General features: G+C 58.8%; 19 protein-coding genes. 1 reads left to right on the top strand and 18 read right to left on the bottom strand.

The window, feature by feature from the left end; genetic code table 11:
• Positions 1–223 precede the first annotated feature (223 nt).
• Entirely contained in the window at positions 224–979 is a 756-nt protein-coding gene (locus tag NA647_RS16590; RefSeq protein WP_256058700.1) for an FKBP-type peptidyl-prolyl cis-trans isomerase, read from the top strand.
• 269 nt (positions 980–1,248) lie between these two features.
• On the opposite strand, the gene rimO is transcribed toward NA647_RS16590, so the two are convergent.
• The 18 genes from rimO to NA647_RS16680 form a co-directional block, all read right to left on the bottom strand.
• The gene (gene rimO, locus NA647_RS16595) at positions 1,249–2,571 is read right to left on the bottom strand and encodes a 30S ribosomal protein S12 methylthiotransferase RimO (RefSeq protein ID WP_256058701.1); all 1,323 of its coding nucleotides are present in this window, start codon (positions 2,569–2,571) and stop codon (positions 1,249–1,251) included.
• Positions 2,572–2,695: 124 nt separating this feature from the next.
• Positions 2,696–4,297 (bottom strand): sensor domain-containing diguanylate cyclase, encoded by a 1,602-nt coding sequence (locus NA647_RS16600; RefSeq protein ID WP_256058702.1) that lies wholly within the window; start codon positions 4,295–4,297, stop codon positions 2,696–2,698.
• Between the two features lie 127 nt (positions 4,298–4,424).
• The gene (locus NA647_RS16605; RefSeq protein WP_256058703.1) at positions 4,425–5,495 is read right to left on the bottom strand and encodes an acyltransferase family protein; all 1,071 of its coding nucleotides are present in this window, start codon (positions 5,493–5,495) and stop codon (positions 4,425–4,427) included.
• 47 nt (positions 5,496–5,542) lie between these two features.
• Positions 5,543–6,541, bottom strand: a complete 999-nt coding sequence (locus NA647_RS16610) for a glycosyltransferase (protein ID WP_256058704.1) — start codon at positions 6,539–6,541, stop codon at positions 5,543–5,545.
• A gap of 103 nt (positions 6,542–6,644) precedes the next feature.
• Positions 6,645–6,869: a hypothetical protein gene (locus tag NA647_RS16615; RefSeq protein WP_256058705.1), complete on the bottom strand. Its 225-nt coding sequence runs from the start codon at positions 6,867–6,869 to the stop codon at positions 6,645–6,647.
• A 23-nt stretch (positions 6,870–6,892) separates the two neighbouring features.
• Entirely contained in the window at positions 6,893–7,231 is a 339-nt protein-coding gene (locus NA647_RS16620) for a hypothetical protein (protein WP_256058706.1), read from the bottom strand.
• A gap of 33 nt (positions 7,232–7,264) precedes the next feature.
• A complete protein-coding gene (locus NA647_RS16625) occupies positions 7,265–8,482 on the bottom strand; it encodes a glycosyltransferase family 4 protein (protein WP_256058707.1) in 1,218 nt (405 codons plus the stop codon).
• Positions 8,483–8,623: 141 nt separating this feature from the next.
• Positions 8,624–9,739, bottom strand: a complete 1,116-nt coding sequence (locus NA647_RS16630) for a glycosyltransferase family 4 protein (protein WP_256058708.1) — start codon at positions 9,737–9,739, stop codon at positions 8,624–8,626.
• Between the two features lie 47 nt (positions 9,740–9,786).
• Positions 9,787–11,109 carry a hypothetical protein gene (locus NA647_RS16635; protein ID WP_256058709.1) on the bottom strand — a complete coding sequence of 441 codons (1,323 nt, stop codon included), beginning with the start codon at positions 11,107–11,109 and terminating at the stop codon, positions 9,787–9,789.
• Positions 11,106–12,440, bottom strand: a complete 1,335-nt coding sequence (locus NA647_RS16640) for a hypothetical protein (protein ID WP_256058710.1) — start codon at positions 12,438–12,440, stop codon at positions 11,106–11,108. Before NA647_RS16640 ends, NA647_RS16635 begins: the two co-directional genes overlap by 4 nt.
• Positions 12,385–13,644 carry a glycosyltransferase family 4 protein gene (locus tag NA647_RS16645; protein WP_256058711.1) on the bottom strand — a complete coding sequence of 420 codons (1,260 nt, stop codon included), beginning with the start codon at positions 13,642–13,644 and terminating at the stop codon, positions 12,385–12,387. Before NA647_RS16645 ends, NA647_RS16640 begins: the two co-directional genes overlap by 56 nt.
• Before the next feature lie 37 nt (positions 13,645–13,681).
• Complete coding sequence (gene rfaH / locus NA647_RS16650) at positions 13,682–14,185, bottom strand: transcription/translation regulatory transformer protein RfaH (protein ID WP_131650361.1); 504 nt, start codon at positions 14,183–14,185, stop codon at positions 13,682–13,684.
• 54 nt (positions 14,186–14,239) lie between these two features.
• Complete coding sequence (locus NA647_RS16655; RefSeq protein WP_256058712.1) at positions 14,240–14,980, bottom strand: WbqC family protein; 741 nt, start codon at positions 14,978–14,980, stop codon at positions 14,240–14,242.
• 19 nt (positions 14,981–14,999) lie between these two features.
• Complete coding sequence (locus NA647_RS16660) at positions 15,000–17,210, bottom strand: polysaccharide biosynthesis tyrosine autokinase (protein ID WP_256058713.1); 2,211 nt, start codon at positions 17,208–17,210, stop codon at positions 15,000–15,002.
• A 56-nt stretch (positions 17,211–17,266) separates the two neighbouring features.
• On the bottom strand, positions 17,267–18,190 hold the full coding sequence (locus NA647_RS16665) for a glycosyltransferase family 2 protein (RefSeq protein ID WP_256058716.1): 924 nt from the start codon (positions 18,188–18,190) through the stop codon (positions 17,267–17,269).
• Between the two features lie 6 nt (positions 18,191–18,196).
• Entirely contained in the window at positions 18,197–19,723 is a 1,527-nt protein-coding gene (locus tag NA647_RS16670) for a lipopolysaccharide biosynthesis protein (RefSeq protein ID WP_256058714.1), read from the bottom strand.
• A gap of 23 nt (positions 19,724–19,746) precedes the next feature.
• Positions 19,747–20,928, bottom strand: coding sequence for a DegT/DnrJ/EryC1/StrS family aminotransferase (locus NA647_RS16675; protein ID WP_256058717.1), 1,182 nt, complete (start codon positions 20,926–20,928; stop codon positions 19,747–19,749).
• Between the two features lie 68 nt (positions 20,929–20,996).
• Positions 20,997–21,770, bottom strand: coding sequence for a hypothetical protein (locus tag NA647_RS16680; protein WP_423836489.1), 774 nt, complete (start codon positions 21,768–21,770; stop codon positions 20,997–20,999).
• Positions 21,771–22,507: the final 737 nt, after the last annotated feature.

Here is a 22,507-nt window from a genome sequence, read left to right on the forward strand (position 1 = left end):
GGCATTGGTAGGGTGGGCCGGGCGGCGTTCCGCTTCAGCCCACCAGCGGAGCGCGGCAAAAAGAGAGCTTCACGCTCTGTTCGCGCGTTTCGTGCGGCACTTCCTTTCTTTGCGCTGTCTTTACTCTTTACATCGGTACGCTCGGTAGCCACTGTCGGGGGCGACTGTTAAGCTCCGGCAATTGATTTCGCCTCACCCTTTCAAGCGCATTTAAGGAAACAGAATGAGACATCATCGTTTGGCGTCTGCGATAGCCCTGGTTGGCCTGGTCCTGACGGGCTGTGATTCGGAAACCAGCGCCAAGCTGGAAACTCCGGCGCAGAAGGCGTCCTACGGCATTGGCCTGAACATGGGCAAGAGCCTGGCGCAGGAGGGGATGGATGATCTCGACTCGGTCGCTGTTGCGCAGGGTATCGACGATGCCCTGACCAAGCAGGAGCAGAAACTGACCGACGAGGAGCTGATGGAGGCCTTTGCCTATCTGCAGACACGTGCTGAAGAGCGCATGGTCAAAATGAACGAAGAGGCGGTCGCAGCCGGGAAAAAATTCCTTGAAGAGAACGCCAAGCGTGAAGGCGTGAAGACCACCGAATCCGGCCTGCAATATGAGGTGATCAAGGAAGCCGATGGCCCTCAGCCTGGTCCGAATGACGTCGTTACCGTTCATTACGAAGGCAGCCTGACCGACGGCACCGTTTTCGATAGCTCGATCAAGCGTGGTTCTCCGATCGACCTGCCCGTTGGTGGTGTGATTCCGGGTTGGGTCGAAGGGCTGCAACTGATGCATGTAGGCGAGAAGTATAAGCTGTACATCCCGAGCGAGCTGGCGTACGGCGAGCAAAGCCCGAGCCCGCTGATCCCGGCCAACTCGGTGCTGGTCTTCGATCTTGAGCTGCTAGGCATCAAAGGCGACGAAACTGAAGAGGCCCCTGCCTCCGAAGTCGAGCCCGAGGCTGCCGAAGAGGCCGCTGCACAGTAAGGCTTTCGCTGTATCGAAGCCCTGTCCGTCAGGTTGTAATCCTGGCGGACTAGAGGCAAGCAGAACGATGCCCGTATCACTCGATACGGGCTTTTCGTTATGGGGTACATCTGGCGAGGGAGCCTACACATAGCTCCCGAGACATAAAACAAACGCCCCGATGCAGTTAAGCAGTCGGGGCGTTTTCCTTTAACCGGCTCGGCTCAATCGTGGCACTTCGCTCTGGTTGGCGGGCACCTCTGGCAGATGCTAAGGCGCCGTTTACTCGCTTAGATCGTCTCAGCCCAGAGATCGTACTCGTCGGCATTGGTTACGCGGACCCAGACCTTGTCGCCAGGCTGCAGTGGACGCTCGCTGTCGACGTAAACCATGCCGTCGATTTCCGGAGCATCGGCGTAGGAGCGACCGATAGCGCCGTCTTCATCGACCTCGTCGATCAGTACTTCGATTTCCTGGCCGATCTTGCGCTCCAGGCGAGCGGCGCTGATGGCTTGCTGATGGGCCATGAAGCGGTCCCAGCGATCCTGCTTGATCTCATCCGGTACCGGCTCGAGGTCCAGTTCCTCGGCCGGCGCGCCCTCGACCGGGGAGTACTGGAAGCAGCCGACGCGATCCAGCTGCGCTTCGGTCAGCCAGTCGAGCAGATACTGGAAGTCCTCCTCGGTCTCGCCTGGGAAGCCAACAATGAAGGTCGAGCGAATGGTCAGCTGCGGACAAGTTTCGCGCCACTTCTTGATGCGCGCCAGGGTCTTGTCCTCGAAGGCAGGGCGCTTCATGGCCTTGAGCACCTTAGGGCTGGCGTGCTGGAACGGAATGTCCAGATAGGGAAGCAGCTTGCCTTCGGCCATGAGAGGAATCACGTCATCGACATTCGGGTAGGGGTAGACGTAATGCAGACGTACCCATACCCCCATGCTCGACAGCGCCTGGCATAGCTCCAGCATGCGCGTCTTGACCGGCTGGCCGTTCCAGAAATCAGTTTTGTACTTTACGTCGACACCATAAGCGCTGGTGTCTTGGGAGATCACCAGGATCTCCTTAACGCCAGCCTTCACCAGGCGCTCGGCTTCACTGAGCACATCGCCGACCGGACGGCTGACGAGCTTGCCTCGCATGGAGGGGATGATGCAGAAGCTGCAGGTGTGGTTGCAGCCTTCGGATATCTTCAGATAGGCGTAGTGACGCGGCGTCAGCTTGATGCCCTGCGGCGGAACCAGATCGACGAAGGGGTCATGATCAATGTTGGGCGGCACCACTTCGTGCACGGCATTGACGACTTGCTCGTATTGCTGCGGACCGGTGACAGCCAGCACGCTGGGGTGCACATTGCGGATGTTGTCTTCAGCCACGCCCATGCAGCCGGTAACGATCACCTTGCCGTTCTCGGCGATGGCTTCACCGATTGCATCCAGCGATTCGGCCTTGGCGCTATCGATGAAGCCGCAGGTGTTGACGACCACCACGTCGGCGTCCTGATAGGTGGGCACGATCTGGTACCCCTCCATACGCAGCTGGGTCAGGATGCGTTCGGAGTCCACCGTGGCTTTAGGGCAGCCAAGTGAAACAAATCCAACGGTAGGCGCTTTGCTCATCGAGTAACCCTCAGGACACCAAGCGTAAAAAAGCGCGCGAGTATACAGCTATTTCTGCGGCTTTCGGTGGTCATCTGAGGCTCACGCGCCAGGTGGCATTCAGCATGATCGGGCTTGAATCGATTCAACCGTCCCGGTTGAAATCCAAAGCTTGATTCCGATCCAGTTCGGCGACTTCCGAGCGATTGCGGCCGTGCTGCTTGGCCCGGTACAGCGCGCCGTCGGCCAGCTTGAGGACGCGCTCGATGTTATCGGCGTGTATGGGCCAGACGGCGATTCCGAGGGAAATGCTGATATGACCCAGCGGTGGGATCTGCTTTTGCTCGACGCAACGGCGCAAGCGTTCGGCAACCCGCAACGCCGATTCGACATTGGTGTTCGGCAACAACATCAGAAATTCTTCGCCACCACTTCGGCAAAGGGTATCGGCTTCCCGCGAGCACGCGGTCATCAATTGCGCTAGCTGACGAATGACCTGATCGCCAGCGTCATGACCGTAACTGTCGTTGATGCGTTTGAAGTGGTCGATGTCCAGGGCTACAACCGCGAATGAATGGCCTTCCGAACTTAGAGCCTCCAAGGCAAGGGTCAGTCCGCGGCGGTTGTGCAGACCGGTCAAGGGATCGGTCTGGGCATCGAGGTTGAGTTTGCCAATGCGTTGATGCATTAGGCTGATGCCCAACTGCATCGCCCGCTTGAGTTGTGCGGCCTCGAAATACCAGGAACGGATGCGCCGGATACGTTCCGCGCTGGTGGGAGCATCCATCCCGCCTGCGCTCTTGGCCAGTTGCCAGAGCGGACGCGAAATCAGCCCGGATAACCACCAGACGCCAACGAAGGTCAGCAGTGCGAGGGGGGCCGTTTGGCGCAAAACTTCAAGCATCAAATCGTCGAGCGGGTGTAGCGTCACCGCGGTCGGGCGTTGCGCGATGATGCCCCAGCGCGCGGTCGGCACCGCGGCAAAACCGGCCAGCATGTCTTGTCCCTGACTGTTGATGACCCGCTGGCTACCCGACTCGCCGCTGACAACCCGGTCGATGACTGCATTTCCTCCGACTACGGTGCCGAGGCGTTTGGGGTCCGGGTGGTAGAGCAACCGCCGGTTCTGGTCCACTGCGTATAGGTAGGAACCGTCCTGGTAAAAATGCTCGCCGAGCATGCTGTTAAGGATGTTCGGCTCTTTGAGGCTGATAACGCCGCCAATGTAGCCAAGGTACATGCCGTTTTCGTCGAGGATCGGTTGGGATATCGAGATCACCAGCGTCCCGAGCGCTGAAATGTAGGGACTGCTGATCAGCGGTCGTCGCTCTCGAAGTGCTTCTTGCGCGCCGGGTGAACCCAGTTGGTGACCGATCAGCGGCTCGCTGTTGGGCGAAATCGCACGCACCACACTCCGGACGTCGGTGGCGACGACGGTGTTGAAGCTGTTCGTCTGCAACCGCAGTCGTTCGACCTCTCTGCGTAGCGTTTCATCATCGAACTGTTTTGCCAGGATATCTGCACTGTAGCGGAGCTGCTGCTGCACCGAATCGAAGAAGGTTTCGGTGCCGACAGCCAGTTTGGCCGCGTAGGCCCGATTGGCCTCGAGAGTGCTGTTAATGAGCGATTCGCGCTGCACCTGATAGCTCGCATAAAAGCTGATGCTCAGCGTAATCAGCCCGCTGAGAATTGCCAGCATCACAATCAGCCGCCGCAGGTCTACGCGAAACAGTAGGGCAAAAGACATGAAATCTGATTGTCGATAGGCAGAAGGGAATCGCGATGCATGGTAGGGGGTTTAGCTATGGGGCTCCAGGCCCGTCGCAATTTTCTGCGGCAAATCGAGCAGACGGTCTATGGGGTAGGTAGACAAATCATGGGGTCGGGCTGAGGTCTATGCGGCCGGCACGCTCGCGGGCCCCAGGGAGATAGCGTTTCAGCCGTAATGCCGGGGACTCGATCCAATGCCAGGACAACGCTGCGATGGCGATGCTTGCAAAGAGGCTGATCACCATGAATGCGCCCAACGACAACTGCAGGCTGAACCAGTGCATCAGCAGTTGTTGGATCGGGAAGCTGAAAATGTAGATGCCGTAGGAGAAATCGCCATACCTGCCGAATTCGGACAATCGTGGAATCCGCAGGTGTGCCAGATAGATGGTCAGGTAAGGCAATGTCAGAACGTGGAAATACAGCCATAGCTCAGTTTTGGCACTGAGCAGCGAAAGCGCGAGCAAGCTCAGGGCGACCTTCCAGTTCCAGGGCAAATTTCTGCGGTATAGGTACAGCGCCGAACCGAGGAAGAAGAACATCCCCAGCCGGGTGGACTTGCGCAGAATGTCGCTGTCCAGCCCCAGGCCAGGTGCCAGTTGGAAATGGATCAACATCAACATCGCGGGCACGATCAGCACGGCGATTCGCCCGAATAACTTGAGCAGCCCCATCGTCAGCAATGAGGCGTACATCAGCACTTCGTAGGGCAATGTCCAGACCGATCCATTAACGGTGTCGGGAAAGGGATTGTCGGTGAAGACGGCCGGCAGATGAAATTGCGTGATCAGGGCCATGTTGCCGAGGTAGCCCAGGGTCTGGCTATTGAGAAGGTATGCCTTCAGCGATAGCCCGGTCGCCAGTGGCCCGATGACGAACGCAGTGAGTAAGACCGATACGCACAACGCCGGAAAAATTCGCAGGGCGCGTTTGGCGGCGAAGTCCAGAACGCTGCGACTGTTCATCCATGAGGCGGCGATCAAAAAGCCGCTCATTACGAAGAACAGGTTCACGGCAATGTCGGCGGTATCCATGGATCCGGTGAATAGCCGTACCGGTTCGACATCGCCGGCTCCCGACAGCCAATAACAATGACCAATGACAACTGCCGAAGCAGCGAAGAATCGCAGGAAGTCGAAGTTGTTTGCGTCACGTTGCACTGATGTGACGTCCATGAACCATCCCTCGATGAGCTGGGCAGCGGGGAGCCGCCGGCGATTGGTCAACGCAATGGAAAGATCTTGCTCATGCCCAGGGCACCGTTTTCGCCGTCATGAATGGCTTGCTCGATAAGCTTCAGGCGCTTACGGGTATTACGCAGCCGGGCGACCAGGCGCAGCAGGGTGAGGAAGATTGCACGATTGAGGCGATGCAGCCGGGGAGAAGCGGCCCAGACGTTCTTGTCGAACCAGGCTTGATTGCGCGCGGCATAGTAGGCGCGGAAATCCGAGTCGCCGAGCAGGAAGGTTTCGTAGATGTTGCGGGTACGCGCCTTGATGTTCCAGGATTCTTCGAGCTCGTCGATTACGGCACCGGTAAAGAGGAACAGACGACCACCGCCAGCTGTGATGCGTCGCGTGTATTCGGTGTCGTCGACATAAAGCACCAGTTCCTTCAGCGGCAAGCCGATGCGTTGGTACAGGCTGCGATGCGCCAGCATACCGCCGTAGGGGGCGAATGGCAGGCTGATGCTCGCTGGCCGTTTACCGGGCCGCTTGGCCCACGGCAGGCGGCGCCACAGCTTGTAGGGAAGCTGCGCGATGTGAAAACCGAAATAGCTGGAGCGCGGCTGAAGGATGTAGCGCGGCGGTACGCCTTGGGCAACGTCCGCCTGCTGCGTTGCGCGATAGCCCAGCACCGCGACTCGTTCCGGGCCTAGCAGGCCACCCAGGCGCGCCAGTTCGCGATGCAGGATCGTCACCGCTGCGGTGGTCGGAGCGTTGTCATCATCCATCATCCAGATGTAATCAGCCCCGCCTGCCAGAGCAGCTTCGATCGCTACGGCATAGCCATTCGCCGAGCCCGTATTGTGCGGCAGCGGGATCAGTCGGACTTTTCCAGGCCAGCGTTCCGGTAGTTGCTCCAGCGGCGCCAGCGCGGCATTGCTCACGACGATCACTTCGTTGATTTCGACGAATGCCAGCGCGCGCTCGATCAGCTGTTGCAGGTAAGCCAGCCGATCGCCATAGGTCACGGTCACCACTGTGGTTTTGAGAGTCATGGGGGTGTCTCGGCATGAATCGCGGAACGACTGTCGCGCCAACGGCGCAACGCCGTCGGTGAGGCGCTTGAAGCGCTGCAGAGAAAGCCTGTGGACCGGAGTGTCAGAGGTTGCTGGCAGTTTCGGTCATCTCGGCATCGGGCGGTGCTGTGGCCAGATCGGCACCGAGAATGTCGGTGTCCCGGTCTGCGATAAAGAATGCATGGAAGACGCTGATCAACCGGCTTCCACTGGGCATTCCTGGCAATTCGGGCGCCTGGAATATTTCGGTATAGGAATAACCGTCGGCGTAAATCAGCGATTGCCTATTTTGGTCTGCACTGTCCATGGCACCTCCAAAAGTTCGCAGAGCTAAAACGAGTAGCGGATGCTGTCGCCAGAACGGATGTACTGGCTATCAGAGAGCGGTCTCGCCAGGCGTACTGGCGGGGGCGTGACCGTCACGGACTCACTGGTGGCACCGCACGATGGTGCGATCCGGCGAGCCCCATGATCGAAGATAATCGCCCGGCCCACCGAGTTGTTGGCACAGCTGGGCACGTCCCGTGCGAAGCTTTCGTGCCCTTGTCGATACAGTTCACCGTCGGTGTGCTGGGCGATATGGACGGCGCCTGTCGTCCCGCTGATCAGCAGGGCGAGGCCTAATACGCAGGTGGTCTGGACTCGTTGAGTTGCGGTTGCTGTGTTCATCCTTGAAACCTCGCAATTGAAATGGGGTCCTTATCAGGCGGGCTTCATTGGAACCGCCGTTGGGTAAACCGGTGCGACGCTCACCGGTGCAACGGTCGGTCGGGGCAATAGCGCATCCTGTCCCTGAAGCAAAGAAACCTCGCGAACCCTAGTATCGACGAAGGTCTTAATCTCTTGCCTGAATCGTTCGGTTGAAAAACGCTCCGCGCTTGCACGGCAAGTGTCGGGCAATATGTGATGCGCTTCCGATTCGAACTCCGCGACCGCTGCAATCAGGGATTCAGGCGTCTGCTCGGCGTAGAAGATCCCTGTCGGCTCGGGGTGATCGATCCCCCGCACGGTTTCGAGCACGCCACCTTTCCCATAGGCGATGACGGGCGTGCCACAGGCTTGGGCTTCGATGGGCGCGATGCCGAAATCTTCCTCCGCAGCGAACACGAAGGCCCGGGCGCGTTGCATGTGATGCAGCAGCACGGCGAAATTCTGATAGCCCATCAGCGTCACGTTCGGTGTTGCGAGCTCCTTTGCCTTTTCCATTTCGGGCCCGGCGCCAATCACGATCAGCGTCTTGTCTGGCATGCGAGAAAAGGCCTCAACGATCATCGGAATGCGTTTGTAGGGCACCATCCGAGATGCCGTGAGATAAAAATCCTCTTTATCGGCATGTAACGTGAACTGGCGGGTGTCGACGGGCGGATAGATCACGGTCGACTCACGGCGATAGCTCTTGTTGATGCGCCGGCCGATGAAGTGAGAGTTGGCGATGAACTCGTCCACGCCGCTCGCGGTGCGCTGGTCCCACATGCGCATGTAGTGCAGCAGCATGCGCGCCAGTTTGGCCTTGAGACCGTGGTCCAGACTGGCCTCGTGTAGATACTGGTGCTGAAGGTCCCAGGCGTAGCGGATCGGCGAATGCACGTAGCTGATGTGCAGTTGGTTCGGCCCGGTGAGTACGCCCTTTGCCACGGCATGGCTGCTGGATATCACCAAGTCATAGGGCGACATGTCGAGCTGCTCGATAGCCAGGGGCATCAGGGGCAGATACTTCTGGTAGTGCGTCTTCGCCTTGGGCAGTTGTTGGATGAAAGTGGTAGTGGCGCGTTTGCCGCCGAGACTGGCCCGATCTTCGTCGGAGAGGAAGTCGATGACGGCAAACAGGTCTGCTTCCGGCCAGGTCTCAAGCAGCCCGGCAAGCACCCGTTCGGCGCCTGCGTAGGTCACCAGCCAGTCATGAACAATGGCGATTTTCATACGTTAGCCTTCATGGATAAAGAGTGGCAGCGGGATCAATCGTCGATCGGTCGGCGACTGAAGTTTGGGAGTGCCGCGGCGATGCGGCAGGTGGTTGTGGACGCACTCGGCATGGCCGGGCTTCTGTCGGCGTTCGCTCGGTTAGTGCTTGGGCTGGCTGAGCGGGAGCTGTAGGTCTGCTTTCCTACCATCACTCACCCCGGTGAACGCCTGGTCGATCAGCCGGGATACCTGCCGGGCGGACGAATTCCAGCAGTACCGCGCTACGTTCGCTTTGCCACGCCGCCGCAGATCCTGGCGTAAGGCCTCGTCGCGCAGGACCCGCTGCATGCAAGCTGCGATGTCCTGGACCTTCAACGGGTCGAAGTACAGCGCGCTGTCGCCCAGGACTTCTGGAATAGAGGCGGCGCGCGCTGCGATGACGGGGCAGCCGCAGGCCTGCGCCTCGAGCGGGGGGATGCCAAAGCCTTCGTAAATCGACGGAAACACGAAGGCCGTTGCGCCCTGGTAGGCCTCCACCAGCTCCTGATCGGTGAGCCTGCCAAGCATGCGGATGCGTCGGCTGCCGGCCACGTCATGGACGCTGCCGGAGAAGATTCGGTTCGAGTCGCCAATGATGCGCAGCTCGACTTCATCGAACCCTTCTAGTTTCAGAAATGCCGCGACCATCCTGGCGAAATTCTTGTGCGCGCTGGGCGATGACACCGCGAGCAGATAAGGCGCCGAGCCACGCGGACATTGCTCGGCGCAGAAGGGTTGAAAGCGCGCGTCCACGGCGTTGGGCACCACGCAAATGTGGCGTGCCGGATAGCCATAGAAGCGAGCTATCTCTTTCCGGGAAAATTCGCTCACGGTAATCAGCGCCTTGATTCGTTTGAGTAACAGCGGTGTCAGATTGCGATAGATGGCCCGGAACGCTCTCGAATAGCTTTCCGGATGCCTGACATAGGTAATGTCATGATGGGTCGCGATCTGGTTGCCATAGGCGAGCGGGGCGGTATTGCAGAGCGAGACCAGCGGTGGGCTGCCATTGCGTGCGAGCCACAGCGGGAGGTCCAGTTGTTCCCAGAGATGGCCTCGGTGGCGCCCGATGCGGCGTACCTGCAGCTGTTCGGCACTGTCGTGTAGGCGTATGTCGTTTGGCGCAACGAAGACCAGGTCATCGCGCAGGCATCCGAGCTGCAGGCTGATCTGTTCCGCGAAGCGCTGTACACCCCGCATTTCCTGGGTCAGAAAGCGGGCATTGATCACAATCATCTGAAATTCCCCTTTTCAAAAAACTGTTCACGAGTCGAGAGCTTCTGCTAGGAGCCGGAGCGAGCCGCAGCGGACTTGCCGAGGCTGATGATTTTCGGAAATCCATCGAGTTCGATATTGGCGGTGCAGTTGTTCGCGTCGGCCGGGCAATTCCATGCCGCGTCGCTTTGGGTTCGGCCGTTTTCAGGATGCTCGGTATCGATCAGCTCCAGCGCGCCGGTTGCCTGGCCCGCGGATTCAATGCTGACCGAGCGTGCCTGGTCGGTGCTCCAGGCGACGAGAAGCTGTTCTTCAGCGTTACCGAAGCGCATCAGAACGGTGTCTTTTCTGGGTCCGTCGACATGTCCAAGAAACTGGTAGTTCTGGATGATCGGGCTGACCACCTTGAGCACCCGATACGCGGGCTTCAGGGCGTAGTCCTGCCGAAGCAGGCCGAAGTTGTGTTCGCGCTCACGCTTGTCGGTGCCGTCGTTTCGCAAGTCGTACCACCAGTAGCCCCGCACGTTGGGAAGCGTCTTGACGAGCAGGAAGCTGCGCGCCAGATAAGCGGCCTGCAGGCTTTCGTCGATGCCACAGGAACCCTGATAGGCCGGCCAGCTCATCTCCGTCAGATACAGCGGCACCGGCTGGCCGGCGGCGGCTGACAGTTCCATGTCAACGTCTGCAAGCCATTCGATCCAGGCCTCGGGGGTGTTCTTCCCCCGGCCACGGCAATGTACGTATGGGTGCAGCGAGAGGCCGTCGATCGATTGCATCACGCCGGCTTCGATCAGGCGCAGGGCGAAACCGGATTCGATGCCTTTGGTAGTCACCGCGCCGGCCAACACTTTGGCGTCCGGATCATGCTGGCGAATGATGCCCGCTGCGTCGGTGATCAGCCGGGCGTAGTCCTGCGTGAATTGCGGATCGGTCGGGTTCTCGACGTCCCACTCGTTCCAGACTTCGTAGTGCTTGATACGGCCGCGAAACTGCTGCGCGACGAAGGCGACATAACGGTTGAAGGCGGCGCGTACCGGCTCACTGCGTGGCTTTTCCCCGTCGCCATGGAAGATGTTGCCGTAGCCAAGAATGAACAGGCTATCGAGCCCATGCGCTTCGGTGCCGGCGAGATAGCGGTACCAATGCGGCTCCACCTTGAGCCGATCGCGGTTACGTTCGAGAAACGCCCAGTGCGCGTCGGTTCGTACCGACTCGATACCGGCGTCCCGCAACAGTTGATTGCCTTGGCTGCGACTGTCACGTAAATGCAGGTCATGCGAGCAGACGCCGAGGATGAACGGGTCTTCCGGCTGCTGTGCCGGTGCCTGCAGCGCCAGGCCGGATATGGCCGCGACAAGTGCCAGACGGCAAAAGTTGAGGCGGGTAATCATGGTCGCTCGTCCCTGTGTCTAGAGGCATGCGGTTCAAGGCCGCCATGCGGTTGTGCTGCGGTGATCTGGCTGTACGTCCCTCGATGAAGCACGTCCCGAGGCGTCAGAACGTGGGCGATGGCCATACCAAGGAAAAGGGTGGAGGTGGTGACTTCCAATACATCGGTCGCCCAGCCGATCAGGCAGGTGCAGAAGACGATGCCTAGCAGGGCGTCACGAATGCGCGGGCCACGGTCGTGCAGGCGCAGCAGCAACGGGAACAACAGCAAATACAGCAGCACGCCGAACACGCCGAGCATTCCCCAGAGATACAGCGCCGTGTTGTCGGCGATGCTCAGCAGCTCCAGCCAGGCCAGTGGAAAGACCGCTGCGCTACTGCCTACCGCACCGAAACCTGCACCCCACCAACCCCAACCTTCGTTGGTAATCACCTCAATGAAATTCGGCCAGCTATGGATCAGACGATCGTTGAAGGAAGCAAGCATGCTGCCGTTGTAGGCTTCGGCCTGCGGAATGTTCAGCAGCAAGCTAGCGATCGGCAATGCCATTCCCGTTAGCACCGCGATGAAAAACGCGGTGGCACTGGGCATGCGATATCCGGCGAGGAACAGCATCATCAGCGTCAACAGATAAGCCGCGGCGGTGGACTTGTTGGTGGTGAGAAAGATCGCGCCGAATGCCAGCGGGTAGAGCATCATCCGCAGCAATCGGGTGCGCAGGAACGCTGCCAGAAACAGACTGTACAGCGCGATCATCACCGCCAGATTGGTCGACATGCGGGCGAAGCCGGCGAGACGGTCGGTACTGCCAAAGGCCCAGGATTTGTTCGCGGTCACCTCGACGTCGCCCATCATGTAGCTGTACCCCTTCCATGGCACCTGGGTGAACATATCCAGTGCAATGCCTAGCAGAGAGGCCATCAGACATAGCCCGATCACCCAGCCCAACAGGACGGTTTTGCGTTCCAGATAGGTGCCGCAGAACAGCCCGAACAGCAGCGGAATATAGATGAACAGGCTGAAGCCGACGTTTCTCAGCGAAGCCCCGTGAAGCAGCGCGAACGAGCTTGAAACCACCAACGCAAATAGCACCAGCCATACGCCGGGCCTGCTTCGCGCGCGTGGCAACTCGAGCGCCACTGCTGCCAAACAAGCCAGCTTTGGTAGGTAGAGCAGGGCGGAGATACCGGCGATATCGAGGTAATAGCGCAGCGCCCCGGCAAAGGTTTCGCTGATCAGCAGAGAGGCCGCGATCAATGTCAGTAGGGTCGGCTTGTCAATCGCCAGCGGGCTCGATCTGGGATGCGGTGTAATCAGTGAAAACGGCGTCATCGTGGGCTCTCCGGCCGTGTAGCGCGGCATGCAGGATCGATTGGTACTGATCGAGCATGCGTTCCATGTCTAGAAATGGCGCAACGCTGCCATGCGCCTGCTGCGATAACCGCTGGCGCAGGCCGCTGTCCAGATAGAGCTTGAGCATCGCTCTGCCGAGCGAGTCGGGGTCGGCCGGTGAGCAGAGCAGCCCGTTGAGGTTGTTCTGGATGATTTCCGGCAGGCCACCCATGTTCGTTGCGATGACGGGCAGGTGCTGGGCACAGGCTTCGACGGCGACCAGCCCGAAGGGCTCAGCCCATATCGAAGGCACCACCAGTACGTCGATGTTGCTCATGAAGGTGGCGGCATTCTGATAGCCGACGAAGCGGACTTTGGCCGGGTCGGCCTTTGCCTTCAGTTGTGCTTCATCGTCCAGCTTGCCGCGCCCGGCGATTTCCAGGGTGGCGTTGATTGACAGTTCTTGGAACTGTTCGATCAACCACCCCACGCCCTTGTTTTCCGACAGCGTGCCGATATAGCCGAAACGCAACAGGCCGCTGTGGTTATGACGCGGCGTGCGCGGTGCGCTTTCGCTCGGCGTGGTGCTGTTATGCACCACGTGGTGGCTGGCCCGGCTGAAATACCCGTGCCCGGACACCCGGTCCAGAATGAAGCGACTGACGCCGATTACCGCGGCGACCTGTGCCGAGGCCCCCGCGTGTTGCTGACGGAAAGCCGAACACATACCGCACTGGCGCTCGCAACTGCGGCCTTTGCTGAACATGGTGTCCTTGGGGCACAGCAAATAGAGATCATGCAGCACCTGAACGATCGGCACGCCGGCCGCGCTGATCTCGTCCCACGCCGAGATCGACCAGCCGGTCAGGTTGTGGCAAACCACCATGTCCGGCTGCTCGCGTGCGATCACCTCGCGAACGTACAGGCGCATGCGGCGGTTGTAGCGATCGCGGTAATGCCAGCCGAGGCGCAACAACAGATTGGGCCGGCTCTGGGTGAAGTGCCAGTAAAGGTTGTACAGGCCGGCGCGATAGATTCGCACGCCGCCTAGCGTTTCCTCATGCAAGCCGGTCTCCGGGCCGGTGGTTAGCACCGTTACGTCGCAGCCTCGGCCCTGAAGGCCTTCAGCCAACTGGCGCACGACGATTTCCGCGCCACCACCCACATGGGGTGCGTACAGGCTGTGCAGAAACAGAATCTTCATGATCGGAACCCCGAATTCATCGGTGCAACAGCGTGAGTCAGGGCTGCGCGACGCAACCACTGAGATAGCGGGTTGGCACGCGGACTTTTTGTTCACGCTGCAACAGCTTCAGCAGGATCACCGAACGTTCGTCTCCGTCGTCGCTGACGAAGATCGCCTCGAGTTCGTTGAAGCCGCCACCCTGCAGATGCACACGCTCGCCAGGTTGGAACTTCGGCTTCTCTGCCGGGGCCGCGAGTCGCTGGCGCAGCTGCTCGATGAGTTCGTCCCGAACCGGTGTGGGTTCGCTGCCAAAAGACACCACTCGGGCGACGCCTCGGGTCGAACGGATGGGATACCAGTTGTCCATGTGCCGATCGAGGCGGATGAACAAATAACCGGGAAACAACGCTTCGTCTGCTTTGCCATCACCGGAAGTGCTTGGCTTGTGTGGCCTGTAACACTCGAAGTGCTGGCGTTGGAGATTCTCTTCGGCGCGGATTTCCTGACGGGGTTTGGTTTGTATCAGGTACCAGTGTGGATTGTTACCGAGCGCTGACATGTGAAGCTGCCTTCCATAGAGATGAGTTGCTGAAGTCCGTTTTGTCGATGTCGTTCATGCCTGCAATGCGGCTTGCTGCTCGATCCCTTCGACGAGAGAAAAACGCTTGAGCAGGTCCTGCACATCGTTCTGGCTGTTGAACATCAGCACGTCGATGATCGATAGCGCAGGCACGAAAGGTTGGCTGAACTGTGGGTAGCTCAGGTCGTCCATGCGCAGAAAGCGCAGTGACAGGCCGTAAGCTCGGAAAAGCGCTGGACAGTACAGCGCCATGCCTCCGATGGGGTTGATATAGCGCTCTGCACCTAGCATTTTCGTTAGGCCAATGACGCGCTCCTGCTTGTCCATGCGGGTCGGCAATCCCATCTCCGACCCGATATGGATAGGTGTCGTGATCTGCAGGTGCGCGCAGATGCAGCGGATGGAATGTTCGATGAACCGGGCCAGATTGCGCTCCGGATGCGTCAGGATCCGGTGAATCAGCGCGAACACTTCGTCGTGATGAGGGGCGCGGGCGTAGGCGAATTCCAGCGTCCTCAGTAGCTTCTGGGCTTCCTGCGGGAAGTCCTCGCATAGCCAGCGCTGGTTGATCGGGTCGAATTGGCCACCCTTGCGCATGGGAAAGGTGATCAATTTAGGCTGCCCGTTCACCAGTACCCTGTTGCGATTGATCCACGAAGCCTTGACGTACTGAAGGTCGTCACCCAGCACGAAGGCATCGCTGTGAGCGATCAGCTGGAAGTAGCCCAGGTAGGGGAACAGGTAGGGTTGCATCATCGCTGCGGTTCTGAGCACGACATGTCCCTCGCACGTATCAGGCTTTCTGAGAGTAGCTGTAATAGCCGTAAGCACCGGTTTCGTAGGCAGTGCTCGAGGCCTTGCGCTTGACGCCGTTGAGAATGGCGCCCTTGAGCAGTACGCCGTTCTGCGCCAGGCGCCGCTTGGATGCTTCGATCTGGCTGGCGGTGCTTAACCCATAGCGCGCGACCAGCAGGCAGGTGCCAGCCTGTTGCGCGACCAGCACGGCATCCGTCACGGCCAATACCGGTGGTGTATCGATGATGACGAAGTCGTATTCGCGCTCCGCCTCTTTGAGCAACTTCGCGAAATTGTCGTGCATCAGCAGCTCGGACGGATTTGGCGCGCTGCAACCGCTGGCAACGAAATGCAGGTTGGCCTGGTCGGTCTTGTTGATGACCGCGGCGAGACGCAGCCCGCTAACCAGTGCATCGGACAGACCGTTGCGCGGCGCCATGCCGAACACGCCAGCCAGATAACCGCGACGCATGTCGGCATCGATGAGCAGCACGCGCTGACCCGCCTGGGCGATCACCGATGCCAGATTGCTGGAAACGAAGGACTTGCCCACCGAGGGGGTCGGGCTGGTGACCACCAGCACTTGATTACGTGCCTCGAGCATGGCGAATTTGAGGCTGGTACGCAGGCTGCGCAGTGACTCGATGGCCAGATCGGCCGGATCGGCCGTGCCCAGCAGCTTGCTTCTTCCGTCGCGAATTTTCCTGAGCCGGTAAAGGTGTTCCTGTTTCGCCGAAAAAGGCAGGGCGGCATACACCGGAATGCCCAGATGTTCGATGGTCTCCGGACTTTCGACGCCGCGATAGAACACCTGGCGTAGCAGGATCACCATCGCCGACGCCAGCAGGCCGACAAATATGGCGACCAGTACGACCAGGGGCTTGATCGGTTTGGCCGGCTTCTCCACCACCGAGTAGGCGTTGTCGATGATGCGCACGTTGCCGATGGTGCCTGCGCGCAAGATGTCCTGCTCCTGGGCCTTGTCCAATAGCAGGGTGTAGGTGCGGGTCGTGACCTGCATGTCTCGATTGAGGCGCAACAATTCCTGTTGAGTCATCGGCAGTGTGTCGATTTTTCCCATCAGCGCAGCTTTTTGTGCCTGCAGCTGACCGATCTTTTTCATCAGCGTCTGGTAGGTAGGGTGCTCCGGCGTGTACAGCTGGTTGTATTCGGTGCGCTTGAGTTCGTGCTCGGAAATCTGTGCTTCCAGCGCGACGACCTGATCCAGCACACCTTTGGTTTCGATGCTGATGTCGACCGATTGCGCGCTGGTCTGGTAGTCGTTGAGCGCCGCTTCTGCCTTCTCCAGCTCCTTGCGTACCAGCGGCACCTGCGAGCGCAGAAACTCCAGGCGCTGTGCTGCTTCGGCGGAGCTTCGCTCGATGTTCTGGCGCACGTACAGACGGCTGATCTGATCGAGCACGTGATTGGCCTTGTCCGCGTCCGGATCCTCGAGGGTGAGGTAGATGATTCCCGAGTCCTTGCCGGCTTCACCCACCTTGAGGCGCTTCTGGTAATCCAGTGCCGTGGTTTGCGGACGGCTACGCACGACGGCGAACTCTGTACCCGGGCGGGCTTTGAGTTCGGCGATCTGTACGCGAAAGCCCTCGTGCTGCACGGCTTCGTTGGTCTTGCCGCTCAGTAGCAATTTCTCGTCCGCGTCATACAGGCTGAACGCTCCCGCACTACCGGCACGTAGGATCAGCTTTTCACCCAGATAAGCTTCGGGCACATCCAACTGGAATATTTCCAGTTTTTCGCCGCCCCAGGCATAGCTGCTCATACCCAGCAGAGGCGCGGCGAGTTCGCCGTCCGTCTCTGGATCATGCTGACGCGCCATATAGCTGCCGAGAAGTGGGAGGTATTTGGGGCGAGTGGTGATGTAGAGCTTCAGCGCATCGACCGTGCGCCCTAGTACCGAGCGCGACTTGATCAGTTCGATCTCGGTCACCGCCTGGGAAACCGAGTTCGGCCGAGGTATGGCTTCCGGCACGCCAGTTATGCCGGCTTTCTTGGGCTCGATCTGGATCATCGCGCTCGCTCGGTAGACCGGCGTAGCCACGACGGCATAGGCGACGCCGAGCAGGGCGAAGAGGGCGGTAATGGTGAAAATCAGCGCCTTATGATCGAACGCCACGCGCAGAATACGCGCCAGGTCGATGCGATTGTCTCCGTCGTATTCCAGCGAAGAGCGGGCCATGGCAGTCATTGCGGATCCTTCCTTGAGTATTCGCCATCGGTGCGGCAGGTGTCGGTCATGCGCTGTCAGGCGCCTGGAATCAGCCTGCGTAACAGGTTGAGGCTGGCGTTCTGGAATACCTGGCTCAGCGCCTGAAGCTTGCTGAGCGGCGAAATCGATGCCAGCGCCTGGGCGAAGACCTGGATCATGAAGTACTCGTAGAGCGACTGGTTGCCGATCCGCTGGTAATAGTGGGCGAGGCTGTAATAGGCATGCATGGACATCTGGATGCGTTGCTTGCTGCTGCGCATGGAGAAGATCCCGCCCTCATGCACTCGGTAGGCGGCGGGTTTTATCTCTTCGATGAACTTGCCCTTGCCGTGGGCTCCGAGCAACGACCACCAGCAGATATCCAACACTTCGACGCCGTGCAGCTCAGGCGGTAGTTCCTGCACCAGATTGCGAAAGCACACCGTCAAGGTTGAGACCGGGCGTGCCTGCATCAGTTGGCGAGCAGTGGCGTCCCTTCGATATTGGCCCTGCAGGTGCGGGCTGCGCACCACGCCTTGGCTGTTGAACATGAACGCATCGTGGTACGTCATCACGTAGTCGCGGTGTTGTTCGAGAAAGTCGACCTGGATTTGCAGCTTGCGCGGGTCGATCCAGTAATCGTCCCCTTCGCAATAGGCGATGTACTTGCCACGCGCTTGTGCGAACAATCGCGTGCTGAACGGCACACCCTGGCGGTACTGGTTTTCGCACTGATAGATCGGCTTGATCACGCTCGGGAAGCGCGCGGCGTATTCACGGATGATCGCCGCGGTGGTGTCGGTCGAGGCGTCGTCGTGAACAATCACCTCGAAAGGGAAGTCCGTTTCCTGCCGGAGGAACCCCTCCAGCGTTTCCCTGATGAAAGCTGCGTGGTTGTAGGCCAGGCAGACGATGCTCAGCAGCGGTTCCCGGCTATCGCCCCAGGCCGCCATCAAGTCCTGCTCGTTTTTCAGTTCCATGTCCATTCAGACGCTCGATTTGGTCATCAGTACGTAAAGCCGCATTACGACGGGCTTGGATGTGAAGGTAACCAGTGCCAGGCAGATCAGGCCGCTGACTGCCAGTCCCAGAAGAATGTCGAAGCGGTTGTCGCTCGCGATCGCCACGAACACGGGTTCTCCGATCAACAGACCCAGGCCTGTCATGGCGGTAATGCGCAACAAATCCTGTAGCCATTGCCGATGCAGGCCGGGGGCGAAGCGCTTGTGCACCATCGACGGCCAGATCAGAAACGTCAGCATGCGCAGCCCGAACCAGGCCAGCGCTGCGCCGTAGACGCCATGCTCGAGCGCCGCGTAAACCACCAGCGGAATGCTGAGTGCTGCTGAGACCAGGCTGAACCACACGTGCAGGCGCAGCTGCCCGTAGGCGTATTGCAGATAGAACTGGAAGGCGGTAACGGCCATGATCGCGCTACCGACCACATACCAAGGCAACACTAGCCGGCTCCATTGCGCCGCTTCTGCATCGCCAGTCCAGGCCAAGACCAGCTCGGCGGAGTGAAAGGCGATGACCCCCGAGAGCGGGAACAAAAGGCTGCAGACGAATCGTGTGGCGTTCAGGTAGAGCGCCTGCATATCGGCGATCCGGTTCTCGGCCACGAGCATGGTCATGCGTGGAAGTAGCGTCTGCACCAGCGGATTGGTGAGGGTCATGATGCCGGTCGACATCAGCGCCACCAGCGAGAAATAACCGTACTCCTTGAGCATCAACACGTTGGATAGCAACACCTTGTCCAGCTGCGTCAGGATGATCCACAGCACCGAGGTGAGCGACATGCCGGCGGCGAACGGCAATACCGGCTTGACCACGGCCCAGTCGAATCCGGTCAGGATCGTTGGGTTAGGCATCAGCGCATAGGCCTTGGCGGCGAACACCAGCGTCTCGAACAGAGCGACCGCCGTCTGGAACAGGAAGAAATCCAGAGGGTTCTGACTGACATTGGCCACCAGAAACAGGCCACCGAAATAGCGCAGCGTAGCTATCAGAATGTTGGCGCCGTTCAGCCATGCATGTAGTTCGAGGCCCTGCAGGCCGCTTTTATAAAGAGTGGCGTACAGCTTCAGGCCGACCATCAGACCCATCAGGCTGATGCACTGAACGATGGTGTCCGTGCTCAGCTCCTGCGCTTGCAACCATTGGTGAGCGATCCAGCCACTGGAGAAATAAACGCTCAGAACCGTCAGCGATGCCAATGGCAAGAAGATGATTTCAAACGAGCGCAGCAGCTGTCCGGGCTCGTAGCACTGCGCGCCACTGGCGAGCCGCCCGCGATAGTGCGCAATCCGATGGACCAGCGACGGTGACAGCCCGGCGTCCAGCAGCTGCAACCAGGCCTGCAGCACCGCGAAAAAACCGATCAGGCCGTAGGCTTCAGCACCAAGATGCCCGAGATAGAAGGGTAGAACGAGGATGCCGATGAGCAGGGCGTACGCTTGACCGGCGTAACTCAGGCCGGTGTTGCGAAACATCGATAGCTTTCGATCAGACATGTAGTCGGGCCGCCGCTAATGAATCAGTAAATATTCTTGAACCCAGAATCGGGCAGGCTGAAACGCTGTTCCATCAAATCGGTAGCGTTGGTCTGTGGCCAGAAGCGCTCGGTTTGCCGTTGGCTGCGTCGCGAAGATTCGTGCACCAGCGTCTGAATAACCGTGTCTTGGATATGCCGCGGCAGGCCTGGATAGATCGGCAGGCACAGCACCCGACGGCTCAGGGTTCTCGACTGTATTTGCGGCGGTTGCGGCTGCAGATAGCCGAGAGTGTCCAGCGAAGGGTAGAAGTAGCGTCTGGGGTTGATGCCCTTGGCGTTCAGCGCTCTTCGACAGCGCAGCAACTGGTCTTCGTTTGCCAGGGCAATCGGGAAATAACTATGGTTGCGCTGGGAGTACGGCTGCTGGTGCTGCAGGTCGAAATGATCACCCAGCTGGTCTTCGTAGCGCCTGGCGATCACCTCCCGTTGCTCCAGAATCAAAGCCATGTCATCCAGGATGCACAGGCCCATGGCCGCAGCGAACTCGTTGAGTTTGGCGTTGATGCCGATACCGTCGATGGTGTCTGTGTCGACGATGCCGAAGTTGCACAGCAAACGAACCCTTGCCGCCAGTGCATCGTCATTGGTGACGATGGCCCCTCCTTCGATGGTGTGGAACAGCTTGGTTGCATGGAAGCTGAGCGTGCTGACATCGCCCCAGTGGAAAACCGAGCGGTCCTTGTAGCGCACGCTGAATGCATGGGCACCGTCGTAGACGACCTTCAGCCGATGCCGCTCGGCGACGCGCGCGATGCCTTCCACATCGCAGGCATTACCGAAGACATGCGTGGCGACGATTGCGCGGGTGTCGCTGTCGATCCGCGCCTCTATAGCCTGCGGGTCCATGTTCCAGCTGGCCTTGTCGATGTCGGCGAAGATCGGCCGGATACCTTCCCACTGCAGCGAGCTGGTGGTCGCAACGAAACTGAACGGGGTCGTGATGGCGCTGCCGGACAGGTTCAATGCCCGATAGGCGATCTGCAACGCCAAGGTGCCGTTATTGGTGAGGATGATGTTTCGGACACCCAGGTAATCGCGTAGGCGATCTTCCAGTTCGGTGACCAGCGGCCCGTGATTGGTCAGCCAGCCGGACGCATAGATGCTGTCGACATAGCCCAGAAACTTGGCTTTGTTGCCTAGATAGGATTTGGTGACATTGATCATCGCGATGTCCTTATCGGTAGTCACGTCGAGATCGATAGATGAAAACCTCTGTCCGAGGCCGGGTTCGGTCATGCGATAGGCTGCGTGCCGAGTGCGGTTGCGCGTCGTGCGCGACGCTGGTTGAGCTTGAGAATCAGCCGGGTCGCAAAGCTGCCTGCGTGCGGGTCGCCATAATGGAATATGGCGGTTGCCCGGCGGCTGGCGGGGTCGCAGGGCTCGTTTGCATGCAGCGTCCGGTAGCCCCAGAACAGATACAGATTGCCCGGAATCAGCTGCAGCTTTTCGGGCTTCAGAAGATGACGGCGAATGGCAGCGGTTATCAGCTTTCGGCTCAGTGCATTCTGCAACAGCATTTTTTCCAGCACGTTGAACAGAACGTACGAGCGTACTCGGCGGAGATTGGGAAACATGATCAAATCACCCCGATCGCTTCCGTTCTGAGGGATTTCGATGGGCAACAGTACGGTTACAAGGCTGGCATCGTAATGAAAACAATTGGACTCACGACGCCCTGAATTCCCCTGCACGCAGCGCAACACCTTAAGAACCTCATCGCTGTACGCGGTTTTTCCGATGCCCGCCTGATAAATGCTTCCAAGCATCTGCCGGAACTCCGGCGCAGCGCCTAGAACGCCCAATAGAGAACTCTCTATTTCAACTCCACCATGGTGCGCGAAGTATTGGCCGTTATGGCTTTCGGCATCATTACGGATGTGATCTTGTAATGAGGTTAATTGTTCGGCAGTAAGGAAGTTGGTAATGCAGGAGCTTCCCTTGACGCTCATTTCCTTGGCAATCAATTGATGCGCTTCGATATCGATGCTACGGAACAGGGTATCCACGATCAGCTCCGGTTTGGATGAACATATGAGTACGGCGATTGAAAGTTAAATTATTATTTAATCGGTACGCGAATCTTCAATTACGCCATTAATCGCCAGATATGAGGTTTTTGCTGCCTGTTCTTATTAGGCACGCTACCGCCATTGCAGGCTTTTGCCGCCATTTGGCTTGCCATCTCTCGTAGGCCTCTTCTCCTGGGGCGGCCCGTATAGCGCGGCTTTCAGGCAAAGCTACCGCACTCGGCTGGGTTTCGAGAGAAGCAATAAAGAGAGAGTACTGTTAACGCAGAACAGCAAAAATTAGCTGTTACGGAGATGCTATCCCTGCGGACTTAATAGCAATACCGGGTTCTGTCTGGCTTGCCACTCGAGGAAACATCCTGCCTCGTTTGTGTGACCTAGTTATCATTCAGAACCTGACGGCAGTCAAGATGGGAAACTAAATTTTTTTTGGGATTTTCGGCCTGCCTGTCGTAATCCATTGATAGGCAAAAGGATAAAAGAGCTGTGGGTTACCGAGTCGATAACTTTATTTTAAAGTCATCCATCTTCAGAACTAAGCCGAACGGCCTATAAACTTTCGCGTGAAGAGATTTAAAAGGGAAAGGGAGGGGCGTGAGGCTGAAACCAACCTAAGCAAGCGAAGGCCGCGAGGTTTAACGTGCGAGAGGAGGGTGGTTCTGCGAGGCGGAACGAAAAAGGCCACTCATGAGAGTGGCCTTGTCGTATTTGGTTGC

It is taken from the genome of Stutzerimonas stutzeri (assembly GCF_024448985.1).
GTDB classification, from domain to species: Bacteria; Pseudomonadota; Gammaproteobacteria; order Pseudomonadales; family Pseudomonadaceae; genus Stutzerimonas; species Stutzerimonas stutzeri_AP.

What these genes read in the sequence shown, in the direction of transcription:
- NA647_RS16590 (WP_256058700.1), top strand. Translation starts at nt 224, where the DNA reads ATGAGACATCATCGTTTGGCGTCTGCGATAGCCCTGGTTGGCCTGGTC.
- rimO (WP_256058701.1), bottom strand. Translation starts at nt 2,571, where the DNA reads ATGAGCAAAGCGCCTACCGTTGGATTTGTTTCACTTGGCTGCCCTAAA.
- NA647_RS16600 (WP_256058702.1), bottom strand. Translation starts at nt 4,297, where the DNA reads ATGTCTTTTGCCCTACTGTTTCGCGTAGACCTGCGGCGGCTGATTGTG.
- NA647_RS16605 (WP_256058703.1), bottom strand. Translation starts at nt 5,495, where the DNA reads ATGGACGTCACATCAGTGCAACGTGACGCAAACAACTTCGACTTCCTG.
- NA647_RS16610 (WP_256058704.1), bottom strand. Translation starts at nt 6,541, where the DNA reads ATGACTCTCAAAACCACAGTGGTGACCGTGACCTATGGCGATCGGCTG.
- NA647_RS16615 (WP_256058705.1), bottom strand. Translation starts at nt 6,869, where the DNA reads ATGGACAGTGCAGACCAAAATAGGCAATCGCTGATTTACGCCGACGGT.
- NA647_RS16620 (WP_256058706.1), bottom strand. Translation starts at nt 7,231, where the DNA reads ATGAACACAGCAACCGCAACTCAACGAGTCCAGACCACCTGCGTATTA.
- NA647_RS16625 (WP_256058707.1), bottom strand. Translation starts at nt 8,482, where the DNA reads ATGAAAATCGCCATTGTTCATGACTGGCTGGTGACCTACGCAGGCGCC.
- NA647_RS16630 (WP_256058708.1), bottom strand. Translation starts at nt 9,739, where the DNA reads ATGATTGTGATCAATGCCCGCTTTCTGACCCAGGAAATGCGGGGTGTA.
- NA647_RS16635 (WP_256058709.1), bottom strand. Translation starts at nt 11,109, where the DNA reads ATGATTACCCGCCTCAACTTTTGCCGTCTGGCACTTGTCGCGGCCATA.
- NA647_RS16640 (WP_256058710.1), bottom strand. Translation starts at nt 12,440, where the DNA reads ATGACGCCGTTTTCACTGATTACACCGCATCCCAGATCGAGCCCGCTG.
- NA647_RS16645 (WP_256058711.1), bottom strand. Translation starts at nt 13,644, where the DNA reads ATGAAGATTCTGTTTCTGCACAGCCTGTACGCACCCCATGTGGGTGGT.
- rfaH (WP_131650361.1), bottom strand. Translation starts at nt 14,185, where the DNA reads ATGTCAGCGCTCGGTAACAATCCACACTGGTACCTGATACAAACCAAA.
- NA647_RS16660 (WP_256058713.1), bottom strand. Translation starts at nt 17,210, where the DNA reads ATGACTGCCATGGCCCGCTCTTCGCTGGAATACGACGGAGACAATCGC.
- NA647_RS16665 (WP_256058716.1), bottom strand. Translation starts at nt 18,190, where the DNA reads ATGGAACTGAAAAACGAGCAGGACTTGATGGCGGCCTGGGGCGATAGC.
- NA647_RS16670 (WP_256058714.1), bottom strand. Translation starts at nt 19,723, where the DNA reads ATGTCTGATCGAAAGCTATCGATGTTTCGCAACACCGGCCTGAGTTAC.
- NA647_RS16675 (WP_256058717.1), bottom strand. Translation starts at nt 20,928, where the DNA reads ATGATCAATGTCACCAAATCCTATCTAGGCAACAAAGCCAAGTTTCTG.